The sequence below is a fragment of the Campylobacter sp. 107 genome (assembly GCF_002383835.1).
In the GTDB taxonomy this organism is placed as follows: domain Bacteria; phylum Campylobacterota; class Campylobacteria; order Campylobacterales; family Campylobacteraceae; genus Campylobacter_D; species Campylobacter_D jejuni.
Genome location: NZ_NXBA01000029.1, coordinates 23139 through 44844, shown reverse-complemented (window position 1 = coordinate 44844; position 21706 = coordinate 23139). Strand labels below are relative to the sequence as shown.

The window sequence follows — 21706 nt, the reverse complement described above, 5'->3', positions numbered from 1 at the left end:
GATGAAATTTAGTCAAATAAGTGATGCTTGTGTTAAATGCGGCAAATGTATACCTGTTTGTACTATACATGAAGAAAATCGCGATGAAATTACTAGTCCAAGAGGGTTTTTAGATCTTTTAACTGCTTATAAAGAGGGAAGTCTAGAACTTGATAAAGAGGCTAAGAAAGTTTTTGAATCTTGTTTTTTATGCACCAATTGTGTTGAAGTATGTCCAAGTAAATTAAGAGTAGATAATGCCATAGAAGAAGTTCGTTATGATATAGCTAAAAAATTTGGCATAGCTTGGTATAAAAAACTTATTTTTTTCTTTTTAAGAAGACGCAAAATTTTAGATTTGGTAGCTAAGCTTGGCTATGTGTTTCAAAGTTGTGCGTTTAAAATTCAAAATGAGAATGAAAATGCAGGTATGAAGGCAAGATTTTCCATGCCTTTTGTCAAAAAGGGAAGATTACTTACAAGTTTTAATAAAAAAAGTTTCTTAAATTCTAATCCAAAATTTATTAATAACGATAGAGAAAAAACAATAGGTTTTTTTGTAGGTTGTTTGGCGAATTATTTTTATATAGATACGGCTAATGCAGTGCTTAAAATCGCTAAGGAATTAAAAATCAACGTGGATTTGATGAAAGAACAAGTGTGTTGTGGAGCGCCGCAATTTTTTACAGGGGATTTTAAAAGTGTTGAAGTTTTGGCTAAAAAAAATATTGAGTATTTTGAAAAAAAATTAGAAAAATTAGATGCTATTATAGTTCCTGAGGCCACTTGTTCGGCTATGTTAAAGATAGATTATGAACATTTTTTTATAATGCAAAATGATTTAGATTGGGCAAAACGCGCAAAATGTGTGTCATCTAAGATATATATGGCTAGCGAGTATTTTTATAAATTTACTTCTTTGGAAGAAATTTTAAAAACAAAAAATAAATTTAATTATAGCATTACTTATCACGATCCTTGCCATGCAAGAAAAATGCAAGGGGTTTTTAAAGAGCCAAGAGAACTTTTAAAAACAAATTATCATTTTGTAGAAATGAGTAATTCTAATACTTGTTGCGGTTTTGGCGGGGTGAGTATGCAAACGGATTATTATGATAGAGCTTTAAGTGTAGGGCTTAAAAAAGCACAAATGATCGATGAAAGTAAGGCTAGTGTGGTAAGTGCCGAGTGTTCAGCTTGTAGAATGCAAATTTCAAATGCATTAGAACAAAATTCAAGCAAGGTTGTTTTTGCTAGTCCTTTAGAACTTATAGCAAAAGCTTTGTGATGATGAAGATAGTATTTAAAGGCAAAAGTTCTGAATATGAAATTCAAAGATCGTGTTTTTGTGTTGATGCTTTTGTGATTAAAGATAAGATTGAAGAACGAGATGGTGTTGATTTTATCACTTCAAATGTAGATCTTTTGGAATTTGATGATGACAGTTTTACTTTTGAAGAAATTGTAAAACATTTTAATATTTGTGATAGTGAAGATATGATTATCGTTGAAGATTTTGACATGAAATCAAACAAAAATAATCAAAACCAAGAAGATGATATAGAACATGACATCTTAAAATCTGAAAAAATAATACATGAAAACACAAAACAAACAAGTATGCAATTTAAAAATTTAAAATTTTTTTCAAGAATTTTTAAAAATGAAAATTTTCTTTCTGATTTTAAAGAAAGTAAACAAGAAGTTGTTGCTATCAAAAAACACGAAAAACTTGAAATTTTTAAAAATTTATCTCAAGAAGATCAAGAAATTAGCTTTGTTAAAATTGAAATTTTAAATTATGATAGCAATGAAGATAGTTTAAGTTTTAATCTTGATATATTTCCAAGCGGTATGAGCTATAAGTATGGAATTTTAAAAGGTTCTATGCATATTATTTTACAAGGTAAAACTTCTAGTACGATGCTTTTTCCGTTTTTAAAAAGTATGATTTATAAAAATAAAAGCGAAAATTCAAGTGAAAAAATTTTTACTTTAATGATAAATCAGAAAAAACACTATAAGCTTATCGCAAATCTTTCTTAGTTTTATTTTATTATATTTTCTATATTAGAGCGATTTTTTTCAATTAAAGAGCGATTTTTTTGAGTTGTTTCTTTAAGATCGGCTATATCTTCTTTCATATTTTGTATGTTTTGGTTGAGTAATTTTATCTTTTTTTCATAGCGAGTAACGATGATAAAGACTACAAATAAAAATATAATAATCAAAAAAATAAATGCTAAAAATTCCATATTTTTCCTTTTTAAAACTAGATTTTGAAATATATCATTTAAATACTTCAAAAAACTTTTACGGGTTTTTTATTTTGTATTTTAGTTTTTTTATCTTTAAACTTATATATAAATTGTCAAAAAGTAACAAAAAAATATATAAAAAAATAATTAAATTAAAAAAATAATTAAAGATAATAAATATCTTATTTTTTTATGTTATATTTTAATAGATATCTAAAAAGGATTTTAATATGGAAAAATCACTTTTATTTCATTTTAGACGCATTGGAGTTGAATTTATCATTTTTAGTGTTTATGCTGTTTTTAGTATCTCTTGGGCAGCGACAGGGTCTTTGATGCCTTTGATTTCAAATGATCTTGCCCTAAATACTCAGCAAGCTACTTTAATCACTACCATGATAGTAGTCGCGAAAATTTTTGGTGCTTCATTTACTGCTTTTTTGGTTTATAAATTCGGATTAAAAAAGGGATATTTTTTAGGCTGTATTTTAATGAGTTCAGGTATATTTTTAAGTTTTGTAGATAGTTATAGCGGTATTTTGATTATAAGATTTTTAACAGGGCTTGGTTCAGCTTGTGCTTTAGTTTGCTTAGTGCCTATTGCACAGCAATGGTTTGAAAAAAAAGCTTTGCACTTTGTAATTAGTTTTAATATAACTTCAAATTTGGTAGGCATTACCCTAGGACTTATTTTAGCTGAAAGCATCTCAAATTATTTTGGAAATTGGAGAGATTCTTTATCATTTTATGCTTGGATTAATTTGATTTTATTGATTTTGTGGCTTTTTGTAGGTAAAGATGAGAATAAAAAAGAAGAAAAAAAGAATAATGCAAAAGATTTTATTTATGCTCTAAAATCTCGTGTTACTTGGGGTATGATTATTTTTTACATAGGGCCTATTTTATTTTTAAATTCTCTTTTTACTTTTTTGCCAACTTTTTATGCACAATATGCAGGTTTTAGTAAAGAATTAGCTGATTTTGCTAAAAAAGAAATTCCAGCCTTGGCTAATTTTGCTATTATTTTTGGTCCTTATCTTGGATTATTTTTTAAAAGAAAAAATATCTCTTTTAAAATAATGCTATTGTCTGGAGGAGCGTGTATTTTTATATGCGGATTTTGTATGTTGTTTTTACAAAATTTAGTATTGATACAGATTTTTGCTGTGTTATCAGGCATTTTTTATTCTATGTGGTTTCCATTTTTCTTTAATCTACCTTCAGAATTAAAAATTTCCAATCCAAATCAAACTGCTTATATTATGAGTGCTTTTTGGAGTATTACCTTTGTTATACTATCATTTAACCTATGGGTAGTATCTTGGAGTGTTGATAAAACCCATAGTTTTACTTTGGGTTTTGTTTATATTTTTGCTTTGATTTTTATTTCAGCGATCTTAGCACAATTTGTTTTGCCTAGAAGAGAAAATTTTATACAAGGAGAAAAATAGAATGAATTTAATTCCAGAAATACTAGACTTACAAGGCGAATTTGAAAAAATTCGTCATCAAATTCATGAAAATCCTGAGCTTGGTTTTGATGAATTATATACTGCAAAATTAGTGGCACAAAAATTAAAAGAATTTGGTTATGAGGTTTATGAAGAAATAGGAAAAACAGGCGTTGTGGGGGTTTTAAAAAAGGGAAATAGCAATAAAAAAATAGGACTTCGTGCAGATATGGATGCTTTGCCTTTGCAAGAATGCACAAATTTGCCTTATAAAAGCAAAAAAGAAAATGTAATGCATGCTTGCGGTCATGATGGACATACTACTTCTTTATTGCTTGCTGCAAAGTATTTAGCAAGTCAGAATTTTAATGGTACTCTAAATCTTTATTTTCAACCTGCTGAAGAGGGCTTGGGTGGTGCTAAGGCAATGATAGAAGATGGATTGTTTGAAAAATTTGATAGTGATTATGTTTTTGGATGGCACAATATGCCTTTTGGTAGCGATAAGAAATTTTATCTTAAAAAAGGTGCGATGATGGCTTCTTCGGATAGTTATAGCATTGAAGTTATTGGAAGGGGTGGTCATGGAAGTGCTCCAGAAAAGGCAAAAGATCCTATTTATGCTGCTTCTTTGCTTGTTGTGGCTTTGCAAAGTATAGTATCTCGCAATGTTGATCCCCAAAATTCAGCAGTTGTAAGCATAGGAGCTTTTAATGCAGGACATGCTTTTAATATCATTCCAGATATTGCAATGATTAAAATGAGTGTTAGAGCATTAGATAATGAAACTAGAAAGCTAACTGAAGAAAAAATTTATAAAATTTGTAAAGGTCTTGCACAGGCTAATGATATAGAGATTAAAATCAATAAAAATGTTGTTGCACCAGTGACTATGAATAACGATGAAGCTGTGGATTTTGCTAGTGAGGTTGCAAAAGAATTATTTGGCGAAAAAAATTGTGAATTTAATCATCGTCCTTTAATGGCAAGTGAGGATTTTGGATTTTTTTGCGAAATGAAAAAATGTGCCTATGCTTTTTTAGAAAATGAAAACGACATTTATTTACATAATTCTAGTTATGTTTTTAATGATAAACTTTTAGCTAGGGCTGCAAGTTATTATGCGAAGCTAGCTTTAAAATACTTAAAATAAAAACTAATCTAGAATTTCAAGCGCAATTTCTTCCTTTAAACCTTTGATTTGAATTTCTTTGAGTTTTAGATTTGAAGGAAGGTTTGCTAAAAGCTCTTTATTGTTTTTTACTTGGTTTTTTGCACTTATGGAGAGTAAAATTCCCCTGTAAGCTTTAGCAAAATGACTGATGACTTTACCATTTTTTACAAATTTATAGGTATAAAATTTCTTTTTTGGGGTATAGAATTTATCATAAAATCCTGCTCTAAGATCAAGTATTTCCTCATTTTTTAAGTACTCATCTAAGGCTTTACTAAAATGTTCTTTATAAAATTTCTCTATGGTAAAATTTCCTATTTTAGCCCCTTGTTTGAATTTATAAAAGGGTAGGGTATCATTAGCTCTTACAACGCCAAAAAGATTAGAAAATATAAGAGTATTTTCTAAAATATAAGCTTGACTTTTTTTATCTAGGATTTTAAAATTAAGATATTCATAACTTACCCCAGTGTAAAGCATTATAGCTTCTTGAGTGGGAGCTTGTTTTAAGTCGTGTTTAAATTTATCAATTTCATTTTCGTTTTTAATGCCAAAAAGTTCTTGTAAATTCTGTAAACTTGCGTTTTTGATAAATTCTTCATAATGCTTTAAAGCTTCCATTCTATAAGGAAATAATTCTTTAAATATAAATGAGTTTTCATTGATAGGATTTTTTACGCAATTTTCATTTTTGCTTTCACTAGGGGAGAATAAAATTTTCATTTTAGCCTTTTTTGTTAATGTTATGAAAACATTAAGAGCAAAGAATTTAATCTTGCTTTTAATGTTTTTGAAGTTTTTATCATTTTAAAATTTAAAACGACGCTCCGCCCATTAACATAGAAAACATGATAAATGGAAGTATAATTTTTAACGCTTCTGTGGCATCTTGATTGTTGATGCTTAGTTTTTCTATGCTGTCGATTCCCTGTGTGCTATAGTCACTAACAGGGATGTTTTTAAATTTTAAATCAAGATCGAGTTTATAATCATCGTTTTGAGTGATATTATTTAAAATGGCTAAAGCTTTATCAAAGATTAATGCTTGTTCTTCATTTTGACTTTGAGTTTTTAAGGTTTGTAAATTTTCCTTAGCAGTTGTTATATAGCTACTAAATACGCCTTCGGTTTTAAGAGTTGAATCAATTTTAAAATTGTTTAAGATGATGTATTTTTGGATTGTATTGCTAAAATCTGAAGCTTGTTCGTAGTTTGCTATATTAAGAAGTTCATTGATAGCTTGTTCATCCATAGCTAAAGTTTGAGTGTTAAATTTTATACCCTTAGAATCAAGGTAATTAAGCAAATCTTCTTTTAGATTTATATTTAAATTTGTATTGAAATTTAATTTTGCGTTATAAAATTTTATATCAAGATTATCTATATAATTGTTTTCCTGTTTGTTGATAGAGTTGTTAAATGATAAAGTATAAGAATCTGAGCTTAATTTATTGATCAAAGAGCTGATTTTTGGATCTTGTTGAAATAAGCTTGCATTGATGTCGCTAACAACTTTTTCGCCAAGTTTAAAATCTTCAAAAATCAAATTTGATTGTATGCTTTTTTGGTTTTTAAAAAGATCGTTGTAATATTCTTTAATGCTAATTGATGCATTTGCTTCGCCTTTGTAAATTTCATTTGAGCGAATTTTGATATTTTTTGCTTGAAATAGTTCTTGATACTCATCGTTATTATCTTTTGCAAGAGTTTTGAAATTTGGACTTAAACACGCTATAAAATCACTATCTGCATTGCATTTAAAATCAGAAAATTCAATCTTTATTCCAGAATCCTGAGAAAGGCTTGCAATTTCTTGTTTAACTGTTTGATTTAGTTGATTTTCATATTTTTTAACTGTTTTTTCATCTATGGAATTTCCGCAAGCTGAAAACAAAACAGCTATTCCAATAGAGAGAAAAATACCTTTTTTCATAGTTTTCTCCTTAAAAATTTAAAAAAAGATTATATCTTTTTTTACTTAAAATTTAAACAATACTAAAAGAGAGTGTGTGATTAATTACATTTTTACACATAGGAAAATCTTTTTAGTTTGTTTCAAATGCATTATTTATAATTTTAAGTATAATTAACTTTGCAATTATTATATATTTTTGCAACAGCTTTAAGCTTATTTTTAAAGAAAGGAAATGTATGAAAAAAATACTTCTAAGTGTTTTAACGACCTTTGTTGCAGTAGTATTGGCTGCTTGTGGAGGAAATTCTGACTCTAAAACTTTAAATTCTCTTGATAAGATCAAGCAAAATGGAGTTGTTAGGATTGGGGTATTTGGCGATAAACCACCTTTTGGTTATGTAGATGAAAAAGGAAGCAATCAAGGCTATGATGTAACTTTAGCTAAATGCATAGCAAAAGAACTTTTTGGAGATGAAAACAAGGTGCAATTTGTTCTTGTTGAAGCTGCAAATAGGGTTGAGTTTTTAAAATCAAATAAAGTAGATATTATTTTGGCTAATTTTACTCAAACTCCGCAAAGGGCAGAGCAGGTTGATTTTTGCTTGCCTTATATGAAGGTAGCTCTAGGTGTAGCTGTACCAAAGGATAGTAATATAACTAGCCTAGAAGATTTAAAAGATAAAACCTTGCTTTTAAACAAAGGCACAACAGCAGATGCGTATTTTACGCAAAATTATCCTGATATTAAAACTTTAAAATACGATCAAAATACCGAAACTTTTGCCGCTTTGATAGATAAAAGAGGCGATGCTTTAAGTCATGATAATACCTTGCTTTTTGCTTGGGTGAAAGATCATCCTGATTTTAAAATGGGTATTAAAGAGCTGGGTAACAAAGATGTTATCGCACCAGCGGTTAAAAAAGGCGATAAAGAACTTAAAGAATTTATCGATAATTTGATTATCAAACTAGGTCAAGAGCAGTTTTTTCATAAGGCTTATGATGAAACTTTAAAAGCTCATTTTGGAGATGATGTTAAGGCTGATGATGTAGTGATTGAAGGTGGAAAAATTTAATAAAGGGCTTTTTGCCCTTTAGTTGATTTAGGATAAAATATGCAAAAAAAATACAAAAATATTATTTATGCTTCTTTGGGCGGAATTTTAGAATTTTATGATTTTGTGCTTTTTGCCTTTTTTTTGGATATTTTTACTAAGGTATTCTTTCCGCAAAATGATGCTTTTTGGATGCAGATAAATGCTTATATAGCCTTTGGTGCTGCTTATTTAGCGCGTCCTTTTGGTTCTATTATGATGGCACATTTTGCTGATAGATATGGAAGAAAGAATATTTTTTATATTTCTATGCTTTTGATGGTTTTGCCTAGTTTTGCTTTAGCTTTTTTGCCAAGTTATGAAAGTATAGGTATATTGGCTACTTTGATTTTATTTACTATTCGTATTTTGCAAGGTTTAGCCGTTGGAACTGAGGTGAGTGGAGCTTGGATTTATGTGAGCGAATTTGTCAAAGGGCGTCAAATTCCTTTAGCTCTTGGTTTTATTTCAGCGACTTTAACCATAGGTTTATTACTAGGAAATATTGCCACTTTAGGCATAAGATCTTATTTTACCCCAGAAGAAGTTCAAAGCTATGCTTGGAGAATTCCTTTTATCATAGGAGGATTTTTTGGAATTTTAGCTTTGTTTTTAAGAAATAAACTCAGCGAAACTCCAGAATTTATAAAAGTTCAAAATGAAAAGAAAATTTTAAATTTTCCATTGTTTGAAGCTTTAAAAACTCATAAAATGAGTATGCTTGTTTGTTTTTTAATGACTATGGTTTTAACAAGTGGTGTAGCAACTTTGATGATTTTGCCTAAGTATTTTGAAAGTCTTTTAGCTATGAGTAAAACTTCTGCTTTATGGGTTCAAAATTTTGCTATTTTAGCGGTGATTTTTGGAGCTTTATTTCAAGGTTTTTTAGCAAGCAAATGGGGAAGCTATAGGATTTGTTCTATTTTTAGTATAGCTTTTATTATTTTTGGTATGCTTTTTAGTTTTTATGATGAGAATTTTTTATTTTATTTTTTACTGGCTTGTTTTGCACAAGGTATTATTACTTTTGCGCCTGTTTTTATGACGCAAATTTTTAAAAGCGAATTTAAATTTAGTGGGATTAGCTTTGCTTATAATATTTCTTATGCGATTTTAGGTTTTTTAACCCCTTTTATAGTTAATGCTTTTTATAAAGAGTATTTAGGTATTTATCTTACTATAGTGGGATCTTGCTCCTTGCTTTGCGTATTTTTGTTAAAACGCGTTTTTGCAAGAAGTAAGATTAAAGAATTAAGCATTGTCTTTTAAAACCTCAAAAACAACCTTAGATATTTTTTCAACTGAAGCGATTTCACAATGCTCATCAGTTGAATGAGGATTATGGATATTTGGGCCTATAGAAGCGCATAAAAGCTCTTGTTTTTTCTCTATAATGCCACACTCAAGCCCTGCATGTATAGCTGAAACTTTGGCATTAGGCGATACTTTTTTAAGTGCTTTAAAAACCATGTCGCTAAGTGCGTTTGGTTTACCTTCCCAAGGTGGATAGAAATTAAAACTTCTTACTTTAAAATCAAAAGCCTTGAAAAATTCTAAAGTTTCAAATTCTACTTGCTTAAGTCCATCAAGTATATTAGATCTTGCAAAAAGTGCGACTTTGATTTGTTTATCTTGCATTCTTAAAGTAGCTAGGTTAATGCTTGTTTGAACTATACCTAGATTTTCATCATAAGCTCTAACTCCATGAGTAAAAGAATTTATAAGGCTTAAAAGTTTTTTACTTTGATCGCAAATTTCAAATTCATTTTCTTCTTTAAATTCGCATTTTATCCAGTCGTTGCTCTTTACTTCATTTTTAAAATGCACTAAAGCTTTGGCGTGTTTAGGTATAGAATTGATTCTTTCTCCGCCTTCAAAAGAAATGATTTCTCCTTCATTTTCTTGTATGAATTTAGCCATTTCTTTGATGGAACTTTTTTCATTGCGTATGATATTTATGCCTGAGTGTCCACCTTTAAAATTTTGTGCGCAAAGCTCATAAATTTTACCTTTTTTTCTAAGGGTATTAAAAGACAAACTTGCTTCTATATCTACTCCACCTGCACAGCCTATCATGATCTCATCATCGCTTTCATGATCTAAATTTAAAAGCATTTTAGATTCTAAAGTGTGCTCGAGTGAATTTACTCCCATTAGTCCTACTTCTTCATCATTTGTAAAAAGACACTCTAAATTTTCAAATTCAGCCATAGCGCTCATCATGATGGCTATACCTATACCATTATCCGCGCCAAGACTTGAATTTTTTGCTCTTAAAAAGCCATTTTCTTCATAAATTTTTAAGTTTGGTGCATCACCCATACAGACCATATCATAATGGCTTTGTAGACAAATTTTTGGTTTGCCTTTTATGGCATGGATATTTCCTGCTTTATCTACACTCACTTTAAAGCCTTTATCTTTAGCATAAGAGCTTAAAAATTCTTTCATTTGTTCTGTTTCATAACTGCAATGAGGAATTTTGCATAATTGTTTAAAATTTTCTATAACATTTTGCATTTTATCTCCTTTGTTTTGATAAAATTATGGCATATTTTTTAAAATTTAAAGGCAAAATGATTAAAAAATGAGAATAAATTATAAAAAATTATTTAATTTAAGAAAATTACTAAGTGATCCAAAAAAACTTTTTTCTGTATTAATCTTTACTCTTGTAGTTGTTTTTATCCAGAACTATATTGCCCAAAATTCTAGTTTTGAAGGAAAAGTAGTTAGAATTATTGATGGAGATACTATAGAAGTTAATCATGAAAACAAACTCACTAGAATAAGATTTTTTGGTATAGATGCACCAGAACTTAAACAAAGTTTTGGAAAGCAGTCAAAAGAAGCTTTAAGTAGAATTTTAAGTGGCAAACAAGTTGAAATTATTTATAAAAATAAAGATACTTATGGTAGAATTGTTGCTATTGTAAAGCTTAATGATGTTGATATTAATCGATTTTTGGTAAGCAAAGGTTATGCTTGGGCTGATACTTACTATAGTAACGCTTATACCAAAGAACAAGAAAATGCTAAGAAAAATCATTTAGGTCTTTGGAAAGAGAGTAATCCTATAGAGCCTTATAAATGGAGAAAACACAATAAATTCTAAGGAAAAACATGAAAAAATATACTTTAATGGTGCTATTAGCTTTAGGAATTTCTGGATGTTTTGTAAATGAAAGAGGGATTTCAAATCGTTTTTATGATGATTGTAAAGAGTATTATGATGGAAGCGGAACTTATCATAAGGATTGCCCAAAAAATTGGGTAGATATTAAAATGACTCCTTGATTATTTTCCACCCACAGAGGCCATTAATGCAGCTGCTACGGCTTCTGGATTGTTGATTTTGGCACCTTGTTCTTGATTTTCTGTAGGTTTAACAGTGTTAAGTGGCGGACGCTTGAGTTTAAATATATGCTCATCGGTGCTAACAACTTGTATCGTTCCTTCAAACATTTTAATTTCTTTAACATGTCCAACCACTTTTACATCTCTTTTTTTGGAGGTTTCGTCAAAAAGTGCATGAGCTTCAAGTTCTAAAACATCGCCTAATTTAAGCGGAGCATAAAAAAAACACTTTGATCCAATAATCACTGAAAATTCTTTATTGATAGAGGCTTGTGCTACATAGTTTGCCGCAGCGAAAATAAAGGCATCAAAAATCAATCCTTGATCATCTGCTACCATTTCGCTTGTGGTTATTAAAATTGATTTGGCATAGTTTTTATCAATTTCGATAATGGTTCCAGTAAGCGAGGTGTTTAATTCAGGACAAGTGAGTAATTCTGCTCTAACACGAGATATATCTTCTGCAGATGCGTATTCTTCAAGTTGTGCATATTCTTCAAAATTATCTTTTTTTGCCATATCTAACCTTTAAATTCTACTTATCTACTTCAAAATATCTAATTTTCAATATCGGTAAAAAATAAAAAGAATTTATATTTTAATGCGTATATAAACTCTTTTGGGTGCTTCATAACCTTCAATGGTAAGATTTTTATCCTTTGGATCTAAGAAATTTTTCAGCGAAAAAGAGTCTATCCATTCTGTTTTTCTTTGTTCGTTTTCATCGGTTTTTTTTGTAGCCAAAACTTCAAATTCTTTAAATCCTGCTCTTTCACACCAGTTTTTTAATGCACTAATGCTTGGTATAAAATAAATATTTGGAATTTTAGAATAAGTTTTATTAGGCACAAGAGCGATTTCTCTCTCATCTTTTATATACATGGTATCTAAAAAAACAACTCCATTTTTATTAAGTCCTGCTTTTAAATCTTTTAGCATTTTTATAGGATCACTTCTATGATAAATCACCCCAAGACAGAAAATCACATCAAATTTCAAGCCATAGCTTGGAAGATCTTCTACGCCTAAAAGTTCGTATTTTATAGGAGTTTTAGCTAAAGCGTTAATGAGTTCAAATTGTAAGCGGTATTTGATAGAAGGATCAAAACCTATGAGTTTTGCAGGATTAAATTCAAGCATTTTAAACATATAATAACCATTGTTACAGCCTATATCAGCAACGCATTTTTGAGAAATTTCGTTCATGAAAGGCTTTAGAATGTTGAATTTAATAAAACTTTGCCATTCTGTATCGATAAAAAGATCGTCTATTTTAAAAGGACCTTTTCTCCATGGCTTGAGTTCTTTTGTTATAGCTAAGATTTCATCTTTGGCTTGAGAATTTGTAGATAAATTTACACTATCATCTAAAGAAAAATTACAAGCAAGATTGAGAGCTTTAAGTTCTTGAATTTTAGCGTATAAAGGGTGATTTAGAAATTGTTTTTCGAGTAAATTTTCTTGCATTTTTATCCTTGACGTTTGCTTTTAATGCTAAATTATAACATTAAAAGCTTTTATGGCAATATAAATTATATGCATTAAATATTTGATCAAAAATAACTCAAAAATACTTTCTAAAGATTACATAAGCTTTAGAACTATAATCATCATCTAGCTTATACTTCTTTAAAGCTCTAGCTAAATCAAGCTTGACATAAAAATTCCCTGTTTTATTATAAAGCAGTTGTAAATCATAAGCATCCATATAGTTTGTATAAGAATCATTCTCATACCAAGAATAACTTATATCATAAAAAGGAGTAATATAAAAATCTTTTAAAGGAGTAGCCATTCTAAGTCCAAAGCTGGCTACTACAGCATTATCTCCTTCTCCATCTCCATTATATGCCCTTACTCCATAAGGACCTCCTAAAGATATGGTTTCACTACTATCTAATGTAGATCCATTGATAACTTGTTGATAATTTAAACTAAAAAGATGAGTAAAGGTATCATTAAAGAAATAAGCATTGTTAAGATTGACATTGAGTTTAGCAAATTTTCCAAATTTTACTCCACCTACTTTGCTTGTTCCTATACCTACTATAGTCATACCTTCATCTTTAACATTACCATAGCTTATTAGCACTATAAGAAAAACTATCATTACTAATACCATTATAAACTCCTTCTATACCAAAGCTTATTGTATCAGAGCTTTTATCAAAGGTTAAAATATCAAATTTAGAATCACGAAGTTTTTTATGATAATAACTTGAAGTTAAATAAAAAGAATTATAAGTCGTAATCCCCAAAGGATATTTTAAATCTATATCTAGATTTTCAGAAGTTCCTATAAAGTCAAATTCTCTCCAAATTCCCCTAAAGTATAGTTTCCTTTAGAATAGCTTCAAGTGATTTTTAAATTCCCTAAGAAAGTAGTATAATTTATACCATAGTTAGTTTGTGCTTCATCGCTTCTTTGCAAGTAAGCATTAAGACTATCTCCTTGATGAGCTATGTTATTAAAACTCATGCTAGCACCACCCTTATATCTGCTTGATTCTTTTATACCGTAATTATCCCCATAAAACAATACAGAAACGAAGCTATCTAGGGGTAGTTTCTATCACTATATCTGTTTCACCTAGATTATCTCCTGCTTTTAAAGAAACAAGAGTTTGTATCCCATACATTTCATTGACTTTATAAACTGCATCTTCTACTAATTTAGTAGTAATGATTTTACCTTCATGATTAGGTAATTTACTTTCTATAGTATAATCTCTTACACTAGAATTGTTTTGAACCACATATTTACCTAAAACACCTAAGGTGATATTGATTTGAATTTGATCTTTTAGTTCTTGTTGTGGGATATAAGCTGTAGCAGCAGGATAACCATTAATTTAAACATAATAAGAAATAATATTGGCTATATCTTGTAAGTCTTGAACTGAAATACTTTCTTTTTTGTAATCGTTTAAGGCTTCTTGTAAAACTTGCTCATCTAAACCTAGATCTTTAAAGTTTATGTTTTTATTGGTAATATGAAAGTTAAAGCTAACTTTATGAATTGATTCTTCTTTAGAAGTATTTTTTAAAGAAGGAGTGTTTGAATTTGGGGTTTTAGTTTTTAAAGTATTATCATTAGACAAATTAGGTTGATTTTTTTGAGTGTTTTTCTTTGTGTTGATGGTTTTTGAATTATCATCATCACTAGTATTAGAATGATCTATGATAATCACTCCATCTTTTACTTTTAAAGTGTTATTGTAGTTTTAAAGTTAGCATCTTCTTTATAAGGAGATTGTTCTAACATTTGTATGGTTTTTTTATTATCTTTAGTATCACTAGCATAAAGGCTTAAGATAGCTAAACTAGATAGTAAGATAATGCGTTTTATTTAAATTTATTTAGTGTTTGTTTGATTTTTAATCTTTAAACTTTGTTTGTTTTATTAATTTTTTAACAAGATCCAAAAGGCTTTTAACCTTTTGGATTTTAATCATCTTGAGCAAGGATTTCCTGCTTTAAAATTATCCGATACTATACAACATTACCACTTTCTTGAGTACTGGCTTCATCTATACTTGCTTGTTTATCATCTTCATTGATATTTGGATCTTCATCTGTAGTTTGCATAAAAATCTGTAGCAATGCCAGGTTCTTGTTGTCCTATGGTATCATTTGGGTTATTATTAGAACCGTTGTTGTTGCTATTGTTAATATCACCTGAATCGGTTCCATCGTTTCCGTTGTTGGAGTTGTTAGATCCTAAATTTATAATGGATACTGGCTTATAGTTTGCACTATATTTTCCATTGACTGTAAGATGACTAGTTCCATTTATGCTCGCACTTGCTAAAGTTTTATTAGAATTTTCTAAACTAGAATTAGTACTCGCTGTAGCGATTTGAAGAGCTATTGTAGCTTGTTGTAAATCACTAGAAACTTTATCTACGGCTTGTTTTAAACCTGCAATAACTTTATCGCCATTATTACCTGTTATACCACTTAGAGTTGTATTGTAAGCTTTAACTGCTTCATTATAAGCATTTGCAGCAGTATCGTAAGTTTTTTGAGCGTTTTCTTGCCCTTCGGTCATTTTAGGAATTTTGAGAAAGAATTTCCTTTGTTTTAATAATGGCTTGATTAGCTTTTCCTAGATCACCATAAGAATTTCCCAATACTTCCTTTAAAGCGTTTGCAAATGTTGCATTATTGCTATCTTGCGTTTGTTCATATAAAGCAGTAATAAAATCCATACTTTGATTAATGCTTGTTAGTTCACCAGCTGTTAATATTTTTCCATCTTTATAAAATTTACTTAAGTCGCTAATATCAACACTAGAATTAAATTTCAAGTCATTAAATATAGAATTTAAAACTTCATTTGAGATGTTATCTTTAGCAATAAGATCGCTAGTTTCTTTATAACCTATTGTGTCTGTTGGATCTCCTCCTGGTCCAGTTAAGCCTTTATTAGATCTTATACTCAACATTACAGAGTCTTCTTTTTTATTGTATTTGATGCAGGACCACGAATGACAAATGTATCATTACTATAGACATTAAGATAGACGGTATTGGATTGTTCTTTTTTATTTGTAAAAATGAATTTACCATAATCAGTGCTACCATATTTCATATTTGAAACTTGATTGCCTGCCATAGCAACTCTTTCTCCTACCGTTATAGTTTCTAAATTTATAACATTTCCTGCATTGGATTTAATTACAGGTGATATTGTTTTAGGATTTCCTTTAAATGCTGAAAGTTTTCCATCTTTTGCAAACTCCTTCATCTCCTTATCACCTATTGATGAAGCAGACAGAACAATTTTTTTCCACCTTTATCCACTACTATGCCATTAGGATTGATTAAAAAGATATTATTGCTTCCACTATTGAGTGTTCCATCTATAATGAGAGCTTTTAGAACCATAGACAATATTTAAATAATTTTGGTTAGTTTTTCCTTGTCCAAAATTTACAGTTTCATCACTTGCTATATTAAAACCACCACTAACACTTATACTTCCACTTGTTCCATGGGTGAACTTACCCTCACTTGGTAAAGCATAGCTTTGTGTAAAAAGTAAAGAACCTACAACTAAAGACAAAGAAAGTTTATTTAACTTTTTCATGACTTGCTCCTTTTTGTAAGATTAAGATTTAAGAATCTTTTGTTTATATTTATAAAAATACAAATAAATCATTCCTATCTTTAAGATAGGAATGATTTATTTTATCCTTGCATAAATGTTTTTGTCATCTTGAGATATTCTTACTTCATAAGAAAGCTTTTGTAGGTTCATCTTTTTTAATCTATCTATAGAACTTAGTTTAAAATCTTCTTTGTTTTTTACATTTTTTCAATAAAGCTTTGAAGTTCTTCTTGATTTAAAATATTAGAGTTTTCATCTATAAAACCTTGCTCACTTTATAAGATTAAGATTTCTTTATTTTTAATATAGGGGTATTACTCTTTGAGGGTGTAAAGAGCTAATACTCCTTAGCTAGAAATATTAATAGGAGCATTGTATGCCTTCAAAAAGGGGAGTTGTGTTGATTTTATTGGATGCAATAAGATAATAATGCTCAAAGTTATTAATAATTCTAGCTTCAACTTTAGTATTTAAAATCAGTCTATTGTTTTTACTTAAACTGATATCTGAAGGAGCTATAGCATTAGAAGTACTATAATTATCTTCATAATGTACTAAGGCTCCTGCTAATATATCTATGAAAGTGTTTTTAAATATATTTAAATTCCCGCCTATATTAAGGTATTATTATAAGATTTAGCTTCACTTAAACCTGTAATGGCCGAAGGAGCTATAAAAACAGAATTGTTATTTTTATACTCATCAAGATTGAGATTGTTTATGATTAAGGTATTATCATGGCCATTGTTTGAAAGTTCAGCTATAATACTTAAAATCCCTTCTCTTTTATCTGAAGCTACACCAAATAAAGTATCATTGATAATGATTTTATTATAAGCAGCTGCATTAGAAGAATAGTTTTTTATATCTATGATATTATGATTGGCTTTATCTAAAGCTCTTATGATGATTTTAGAACCTTTATCTGTATTACTTACATCAGTAATGCTTTGAACATTGTTATAATTTATAGTATTATAAGAAGCTTCTTTGGCTTCTGTTAATACAGTTAGATTTCTAAAAGAAGCAAAATCTTTAATCGATACTTTATTGTTATTAGCACTACTAGGATAAAAGTCTTGATTATTAAGAAGGTTTTTCTTAGCTGTATAAATGTATACAGGTAAGGTTGACATAGAATTATTAATATAAACTTTATTATAATCCGCACTGCCTTCTAAGGTTCTAGCAGCTATAATATTTAAAGCATCTTTATAGCTTTGAGAAAGATCGGTTGTGGTAAGATCGTTTTTAATGTTAATGGTATTATGATTAACTCCTTTAGTTGCAAAGTCACCATAAAAAGAATGTTGGTTATAACCTAAGAAGTTATTAGCGATTTCTAAAGGATGTTTTAATTCTATGTTTAAGGTATTATAATTTACTTCTCCATTATTATAAGCTCCTGCGTAGAAGTTAAACAAAGCTTGAGCAAAAATGTTCTCATTGTTTTTATTTTTTTAGGTTTTTAATATCTTTTAATATTGATAGTATTATCTAAGGCTTGTCCTTGTTCGGTTTTTCCACCCAAAAAATCAGCAAATAAAACAGAATTATAAGCTAAGGGTTGTTTATCATGGTTCATATACATATCAAGATTAAAACTATCTATGTCTAAAAGGTTTTTACTGGCTTGATTCGCTATCTATATAACCTGCGTTAATATGAGCAGCAGCTAAACTAGCATAAGCTTTGCTTGGACCATGGATAATCATACTAGCATCTTTGATAAAGATTTTATTGTTTTTTACATTACCTTGATAAGCTAAACCACCTACAAGGTGAGTGATTCTTTCATCAAAGGTATTATTACCATTTTTATCTTTTTTAGGCAAGGAAGTAAAAAACTCTACACTGCTACCTGCTTTTATATTTAAACTATTATTTGTAGAATCTCCATAAGTGGCTATAGCTCCGATTAAATAAGGAGAACCATTTAAGGCTAAATCATAAGTGTTCTCAACTCCCATACTAATATGAGCATCTTTTTGAAGTATGGTTTGGTTATAGCTTACATTACTATAATGAGTAAAGGTAGAACTCATTAAGAAATTCATGCGTTGATTGCTTTTAGAATTACTAGGATTTTTATATGAGTATCTTTAGGTTTAAGATAAAAAACCGAACTAAGTTCTCCTTGTTCTAATATAAGTTTGTTATAACTTGCATCAGCATGATCGGTTTTTGCTGTGATTAAACAAGGAAGCACTCTAACTGTTTTTTATACTACGATCGGCTGTATTAACACCATGCCTTGCTTTAAAAGAAAGAACTTCATCTTCTCTCATATCAGGAGTAAGTAAATAATGTTTAAAATTTAAATCGTTTATATTTGTAATATTTGGTTTATGATTGTTAAATATTGTTAATATATTGTTTAGAACTCTTAGCATAATAATTTATACCTTGGAGTTTTTTATAAGTAGAATTGGTTTTATCATAAAGTTCGTTATCATTAAAATAATGCTTTGGAATATTGAAATTTCGATTGTCTGTAGTATTTGCTTGAGTGGCTGCAAAAGCGTTGATGCTTAAGAAGGTAACAATGGAAAGTTTAAAACAAAATTTCTCTATACTCTCCCAGTGAAGTTAAAAAGCTTTATTAAATTAAGATTGGACGGAATTTTTTAATATAAACTAAAAAGCGATATCAAAGAATTTCCGTTGTATAATCTAATGTTTTTTAAATGTGAAATATTTTTTAAGGTAAAGCGATGAAAATGCGTGTGTATTATGAAGATACTGATGCGGGTGGAGTGGTGTATCATAGTAATTATTTAAAATTTTGCGAGAGAGCAAGAAGTGAAATTTTTTTCAATAAAAAAGTAGATATTTTTGATGCGTCTAAGGGACATTTTTTACTTACAAAAGCAAATTGCAATTTCTTAAAACCTGCAAAACTTGGAGATATGATAGAGATTAAAACAAAAATTTTAGAAGTCAAAAATGCTTCTGTGGAAATTTTACAAGAAATTTATAAAGATGAAATTTTGTTTTTTAAAATGGAATTAACTTTGGCTTTTATTAAAAACGAAAAACCAGCTAGAATGGATATGCAGTTAAAAAAGCTCTTTGAAGAATTATTTTAATTCTTCAAAGCTTGCTTGTTTACCTTGCATAAGACGCACTTTGTAATCAACTTGAGAATTTTTGATTTTCTCATCAAATAAACTTTCGCTTTTTTTATTTAGGAATTCGGTATAAAAGTAATCAACTCCTATGCTAGTAGCATAAGCAATCCAGTTATAATCTATACTTTGATTAAAAATTTCATTAAGATAGACTAAGTTATCATCGTGGTTATTGATAGAATTAGCAATGATAAAATTTTCTCTATCTCCTTGTTGTGTTAAACTTAAAAATGTTGGATTATAGTTGATTTGAGTGGATAAAAGCACATAAGGATGAATGTTATAAATTCTTAGCTGAGAACTTGCTAGAGCTGTTTTGATCAATGGAGTGTTAAAAAATATCGAGGCATTATTAACTCCACCTTGTGATCTTAAAAGCCTGCTAAAATCAAGCTTCTCGCCTTCTATGGTATATATTCTAGCATTATTATTTTGAGCAAGAATTCTTGAATTTAGATTGCTTGATAAGGCAGAGCCATCGCTAAATATTGCGATATTAGCATTTGATTTGCTTAAAAGTGTGGCAATTTGAGCATCATAGTCAATACTTCCAAAAATAATATTTTGATTTGAAATTTGTATGTTGTTTTTATGGATAGTCGGTATGAAAATTTTCATATTTCCTGAGTAATTTTTCAACTCATTAGCACCTTTTAAGGTAAATCCAGCTATGGCATACTGATATCCTTGAGCTTGTGCTGCATCAAGCGCGGCTCGAATTTTATCACTATCTTCTGTGCCGGTTAAAAAAACTTTTACTTTGATTTCAGCTCTTTGTCTTAAAAGATAGGCTATGCTTGAATTTATTATAGTATTTGAGTAGCTTTTTATGGTTTTTTCTGGGATAATTATCGCAAGTTTAACAGAAGTAATTTTTTGAACATTTTTTTCAAAATCAGTAATGGAATTTAATAATTTTGCATAAACATTAGATAAAAATTGATCGTTTTGATCTGCAAATTCACTTAAAAAACTAAGATACAATCTTGATTCTAAAAGATCAAAAAGACAATTTGTGTTGCATTCTTGAACGCTTAATTTAGGATAAAAATTTTCAACGGGTTTTACATCGACTAATTTTTGCTCTTTTGCATTAAGCAAAAAGCAAGATAAGAAAAATATTAAAAATATTTTTTTCATAAAAATCCTTTAATTTTTTTTAAATCTTGTATAAAATTTTTTTCATAACTTGGATTTTTTTCTATAAAATCTAAATCATAACTTGGCATTATGAAAAAATTTTTATAAGCAAAAACTTCACCTTTTAAAATGTGATAATCTTTAAATCCCAAGCTTTTAAATGTATATTCTCCTAGACAAAGCAAAAAAGCAGGTTGAATCAGTTTTAGTTCGTTCCAGAAAAATGGTAAGCAAGATTGTAGCGAAAAATCATCAAATTTTCCATTACAAAAACATTTAAATAAATAAGAAAAATAAAAATCTTCATCGCAAAGCCCTAAAATTTGATAAATATAGTGTTTTAATTTTTCACCTTTTTTTGAATTAAGTAAAATTCCACTTTCATTTTCACTTTTTTGCCCAAAAACATCAAGAATTAGTAATTTGGCATTTTTTATCTTAGGTTCCATAAGACTAAATTTTCTTGTTTTGGAAAATTGGCATAAGGTGCAAGATGAAACAAGTTGTTTTAATTCTTGAAAATTTTGTATTTGTTCAAAGTGGTTTATATGTGTATCAACAAAGTTAAATCCCATAGCTTTTAAATAATAAAGACTTCTTATCATAAATCACATAATTTTTCTAAATTTTCTCCACTTAGACGATAATTTCTCCATTGTTTAAGATGTTTAGCGTTTAAACTTTCATAAAAATTAATACCTAAAATATTATCATTCAAGCAAACCCAGTCGAGTCTTTTTAAATTTTCTTTTTTGCAAATTTCTCCTAAAAATTTAAAAACAGCTTTTCCATAACCTTTTTTACGAAAATCTTCTCGTATATAAATATCTTCAAGATAAATTCCACCGCTGCCCCAAAAAGACGAAAAAGTATAAAAATAAATCATATAGCCTATAGTTTTTTCATTTTCTTTTAACAAAAAAGCACGAGCAAATTTATTTTTTAGTAAAGAATGTTCCAGTTTTTCTTTCGTGCATTGAAGAAAATCTAACATATCTTCGTATTTTGCAAATTCTATGATCATTTCTTGTAAAATATCTAAATCTTCTTGTCTTAAATCAATAATTTTAAATTCTGACATTTTTAACCTTTTA

Annotated in this window: 21 protein-coding genes and 4 pseudogenes; 9 read left to right on the top strand and 16 right to left on the bottom strand. The window is 28.8% G+C overall.

Annotation, left to right across the window (positions count from 1 at the left end; genetic code table 11):
- Nucleotide 1 precedes the first annotated feature (1 nt).
- Together BGS40_RS05435 and BGS40_RS05430 are read left to right on the top strand one after the other, a co-directional pair.
- A complete protein-coding gene (locus BGS40_RS05435) occupies nucleotides 2-1267 on the top strand; it encodes a (Fe-S)-binding protein (protein ID WP_087692205.1) in 1266 nt (421 codons plus the stop codon).
- On the top strand, nucleotides 1264-2025 hold the full coding sequence (locus BGS40_RS05430; protein WP_079460553.1) for a DUF5416 family protein: 762 nt from the start codon (nucleotides 1264-1266) through the stop codon (nucleotides 2023-2025). The genes BGS40_RS05435 and BGS40_RS05430 overlap by 4 nt, the downstream gene beginning before the upstream one ends.
- A gap of 2 nt (nucleotides 2026-2027) precedes the next feature.
- Here BGS40_RS05430 and BGS40_RS05425 read toward each other — a convergent pair whose 3' ends face one another.
- Nucleotides 2028-2234, bottom strand: coding sequence for a membrane protein (locus tag BGS40_RS05425; RefSeq protein ID WP_002853356.1), 207 nt, complete (start codon nucleotides 2232-2234; stop codon nucleotides 2028-2030).
- 233 nt (nucleotides 2235-2467) lie between these two features.
- Here BGS40_RS05425 and BGS40_RS05415 point away from each other — a divergent pair, with 233 nt between their 5' ends.
- Both BGS40_RS05415 and BGS40_RS05410 read left to right on the top strand, forming a co-directional pair.
- Nucleotides 2468-3688, top strand: a complete 1221-nt coding sequence (locus BGS40_RS05415; RefSeq protein ID WP_052775988.1) for an MFS transporter — start codon at nucleotides 2468-2470, stop codon at nucleotides 3686-3688.
- A 1-nt stretch (nucleotide 3689) separates the two neighbouring features.
- Nucleotides 3690-4841 (top strand): M20 aminoacylase family protein, encoded by a 1152-nt coding sequence (locus BGS40_RS05410; RefSeq protein ID WP_087692202.1) that lies wholly within the window; start codon nucleotides 3690-3692, stop codon nucleotides 4839-4841.
- Nucleotides 4842-4844: 3 nt separating this feature from the next.
- On the opposite strand, the gene BGS40_RS05405 is transcribed toward BGS40_RS05410, so the two are convergent.
- Together BGS40_RS05405 and jlpA are read right to left on the bottom strand one after the other, a co-directional pair.
- Entirely contained in the window at nucleotides 4845-5585 is a 741-nt protein-coding gene (locus BGS40_RS05405) for a YaaA family protein (protein WP_096738476.1), read from the bottom strand.
- A gap of 91 nt (nucleotides 5586-5676) precedes the next feature.
- The gene (gene jlpA / locus BGS40_RS05400; RefSeq protein ID WP_096738475.1) at nucleotides 5677-6795 is read right to left on the bottom strand and encodes a lipoprotein adhesin JlpA; all 1119 of its coding nucleotides are present in this window, start codon (nucleotides 6793-6795) and stop codon (nucleotides 5677-5679) included.
- Between the two features lie 218 nt (nucleotides 6796-7013).
- Here jlpA and BGS40_RS05395 point away from each other — a divergent pair, with 218 nt between their 5' ends.
- Complete coding sequence (locus BGS40_RS05395) at nucleotides 7014-7853, top strand: cysteine ABC transporter substrate-binding protein (RefSeq protein ID WP_096738474.1); 840 nt, start codon at nucleotides 7014-7016, stop codon at nucleotides 7851-7853.
- A 39-nt stretch (nucleotides 7854-7892) separates the two neighbouring features.
- Complete coding sequence (locus tag BGS40_RS05390; RefSeq protein WP_087692198.1) at nucleotides 7893-9140, top strand: MFS transporter; 1248 nt, start codon at nucleotides 7893-7895, stop codon at nucleotides 9138-9140.
- On the opposite strand, the gene BGS40_RS05385 is transcribed toward BGS40_RS05390, so the two are convergent.
- Nucleotides 9123-10391, bottom strand: a complete 1269-nt coding sequence (locus BGS40_RS05385; protein WP_096738473.1) for a M20/M25/M40 family metallo-hydrolase — start codon at nucleotides 10389-10391, stop codon at nucleotides 9123-9125. The two genes, BGS40_RS05390 and BGS40_RS05385, sit on opposite strands and share 18 nt — an antisense overlap.
- Nucleotides 10392-10458: 67 nt before the next feature.
- Between BGS40_RS05385 and BGS40_RS05380 the strand changes: the two genes are divergently transcribed.
- Together BGS40_RS05380 and BGS40_RS05375 are read left to right on the top strand one after the other, a co-directional pair.
- Nucleotides 10459-10986: a thermonuclease family protein gene (locus BGS40_RS05380; protein WP_052801633.1), complete on the top strand. Its 528-nt coding sequence runs from the start codon at nucleotides 10459-10461 to the stop codon at nucleotides 10984-10986.
- 8 nt (nucleotides 10987-10994) lie between these two features.
- Nucleotides 10995-11168, top strand: coding sequence for a hypothetical protein (locus BGS40_RS05375; RefSeq protein ID WP_002853638.1), 174 nt, complete (start codon nucleotides 10995-10997; stop codon nucleotides 11166-11168).
- Here the strand turns inward: BGS40_RS05375 and BGS40_RS05370 are convergent, their stop codons facing one another.
- The 9 genes and pseudogenes from BGS40_RS05370 to BGS40_RS05330 all read right to left on the bottom strand — a co-directional run bounded on the left by BGS40_RS05370 (nucleotide 11169) and on the right by BGS40_RS05330 (nucleotide 18915).
- Entirely contained in the window at nucleotides 11169-11747 is a 579-nt protein-coding gene (locus BGS40_RS05370) for a hypothetical protein (protein ID WP_002866027.1), read from the bottom strand.
- Nucleotides 11748-11819: 72 nt separating this feature from the next.
- The gene (cmoB, locus tag BGS40_RS05365) at nucleotides 11820-12695 is read right to left on the bottom strand and encodes a tRNA 5-methoxyuridine(34)/uridine 5-oxyacetic acid(34) synthase CmoB (protein ID WP_058000676.1); all 876 of its coding nucleotides are present in this window, start codon (nucleotides 12693-12695) and stop codon (nucleotides 11820-11822) included.
- A gap of 97 nt (nucleotides 12696-12792) precedes the next feature.
- Nucleotides 12793-14493: pseudogene (locus BGS40_RS05360) on the bottom strand (ShlB/FhaC/HecB family hemolysin secretion/activation protein).
- Nucleotides 14494-14551: 58 nt separating this feature from the next.
- A pseudogene (locus BGS40_RS05355) lies at nucleotides 14552-14692 on the bottom strand (hypothetical protein).
- A gap of 262 nt (nucleotides 14693-14954) precedes the next feature.
- Nucleotides 14955-15279 (bottom strand): annotated as a pseudogene (locus BGS40_RS09575) (hypothetical protein).
- A 1-nt stretch (nucleotide 15280) separates the two neighbouring features.
- Complete coding sequence (locus tag BGS40_RS09570) at nucleotides 15281-15676, bottom strand: hemagglutinin (RefSeq protein ID WP_257841704.1); 396 nt, start codon at nucleotides 15674-15676, stop codon at nucleotides 15281-15283.
- Nucleotides 15676-15978 carry a hypothetical protein gene (locus BGS40_RS09565; protein ID WP_096738472.1) on the bottom strand — a complete coding sequence of 101 codons (303 nt, stop codon included), beginning with the start codon at nucleotides 15976-15978 and terminating at the stop codon, nucleotides 15676-15678. The genes BGS40_RS09570 and BGS40_RS09565 overlap by 1 nt, the downstream gene beginning before the upstream one ends.
- 99 nt (nucleotides 15979-16077) lie before the next feature.
- The gene (locus BGS40_RS09560; protein WP_087692194.1) at nucleotides 16078-16320 is read right to left on the bottom strand and encodes a hemagglutination domain protein; all 243 of its coding nucleotides are present in this window, start codon (nucleotides 16318-16320) and stop codon (nucleotides 16078-16080) included.
- Between the two features lie 368 nt (nucleotides 16321-16688).
- Nucleotides 16689-18915 (bottom strand): annotated as a pseudogene (locus tag BGS40_RS05330) (hypothetical protein).
- Nucleotides 18916-19055: 140 nt separating this feature from the next.
- Between BGS40_RS05330 and BGS40_RS05325 the strand changes: the two are divergent.
- Complete coding sequence (locus BGS40_RS05325; RefSeq protein ID WP_052793819.1) at nucleotides 19056-19430, top strand: YbgC/FadM family acyl-CoA thioesterase; 375 nt, start codon at nucleotides 19056-19058, stop codon at nucleotides 19428-19430.
- Here the strand turns inward: BGS40_RS05325 and BGS40_RS05320 are convergent.
- From BGS40_RS05320 to BGS40_RS05310, 3 genes are read right to left on the bottom strand one after another with little or no spacing between them, the layout of a single operon-like run.
- A complete protein-coding gene (locus tag BGS40_RS05320; RefSeq protein ID WP_002865964.1) occupies nucleotides 19422-20612 on the bottom strand; it encodes a hypothetical protein in 1191 nt (396 codons plus the stop codon). The two genes, BGS40_RS05325 and BGS40_RS05320, sit on opposite strands and share 9 nt — an antisense overlap.
- On the bottom strand, nucleotides 20609-21217 hold the full coding sequence (locus tag BGS40_RS05315; RefSeq protein WP_096738471.1) for a uracil-DNA glycosylase family protein: 609 nt from the start codon (nucleotides 21215-21217) through the stop codon (nucleotides 20609-20611). Before BGS40_RS05315 ends, BGS40_RS05320 begins: the two co-directional genes overlap by 4 nt.
- Nucleotides 21214-21693, bottom strand: a complete 480-nt coding sequence (locus tag BGS40_RS05310) for a GNAT family N-acetyltransferase (protein ID WP_002853404.1) — start codon at nucleotides 21691-21693, stop codon at nucleotides 21214-21216. The genes BGS40_RS05315 and BGS40_RS05310 overlap by 4 nt, the downstream gene beginning before the upstream one ends.
- Between the last annotated feature and the right edge of the window lie 13 nt (nucleotides 21694-21706).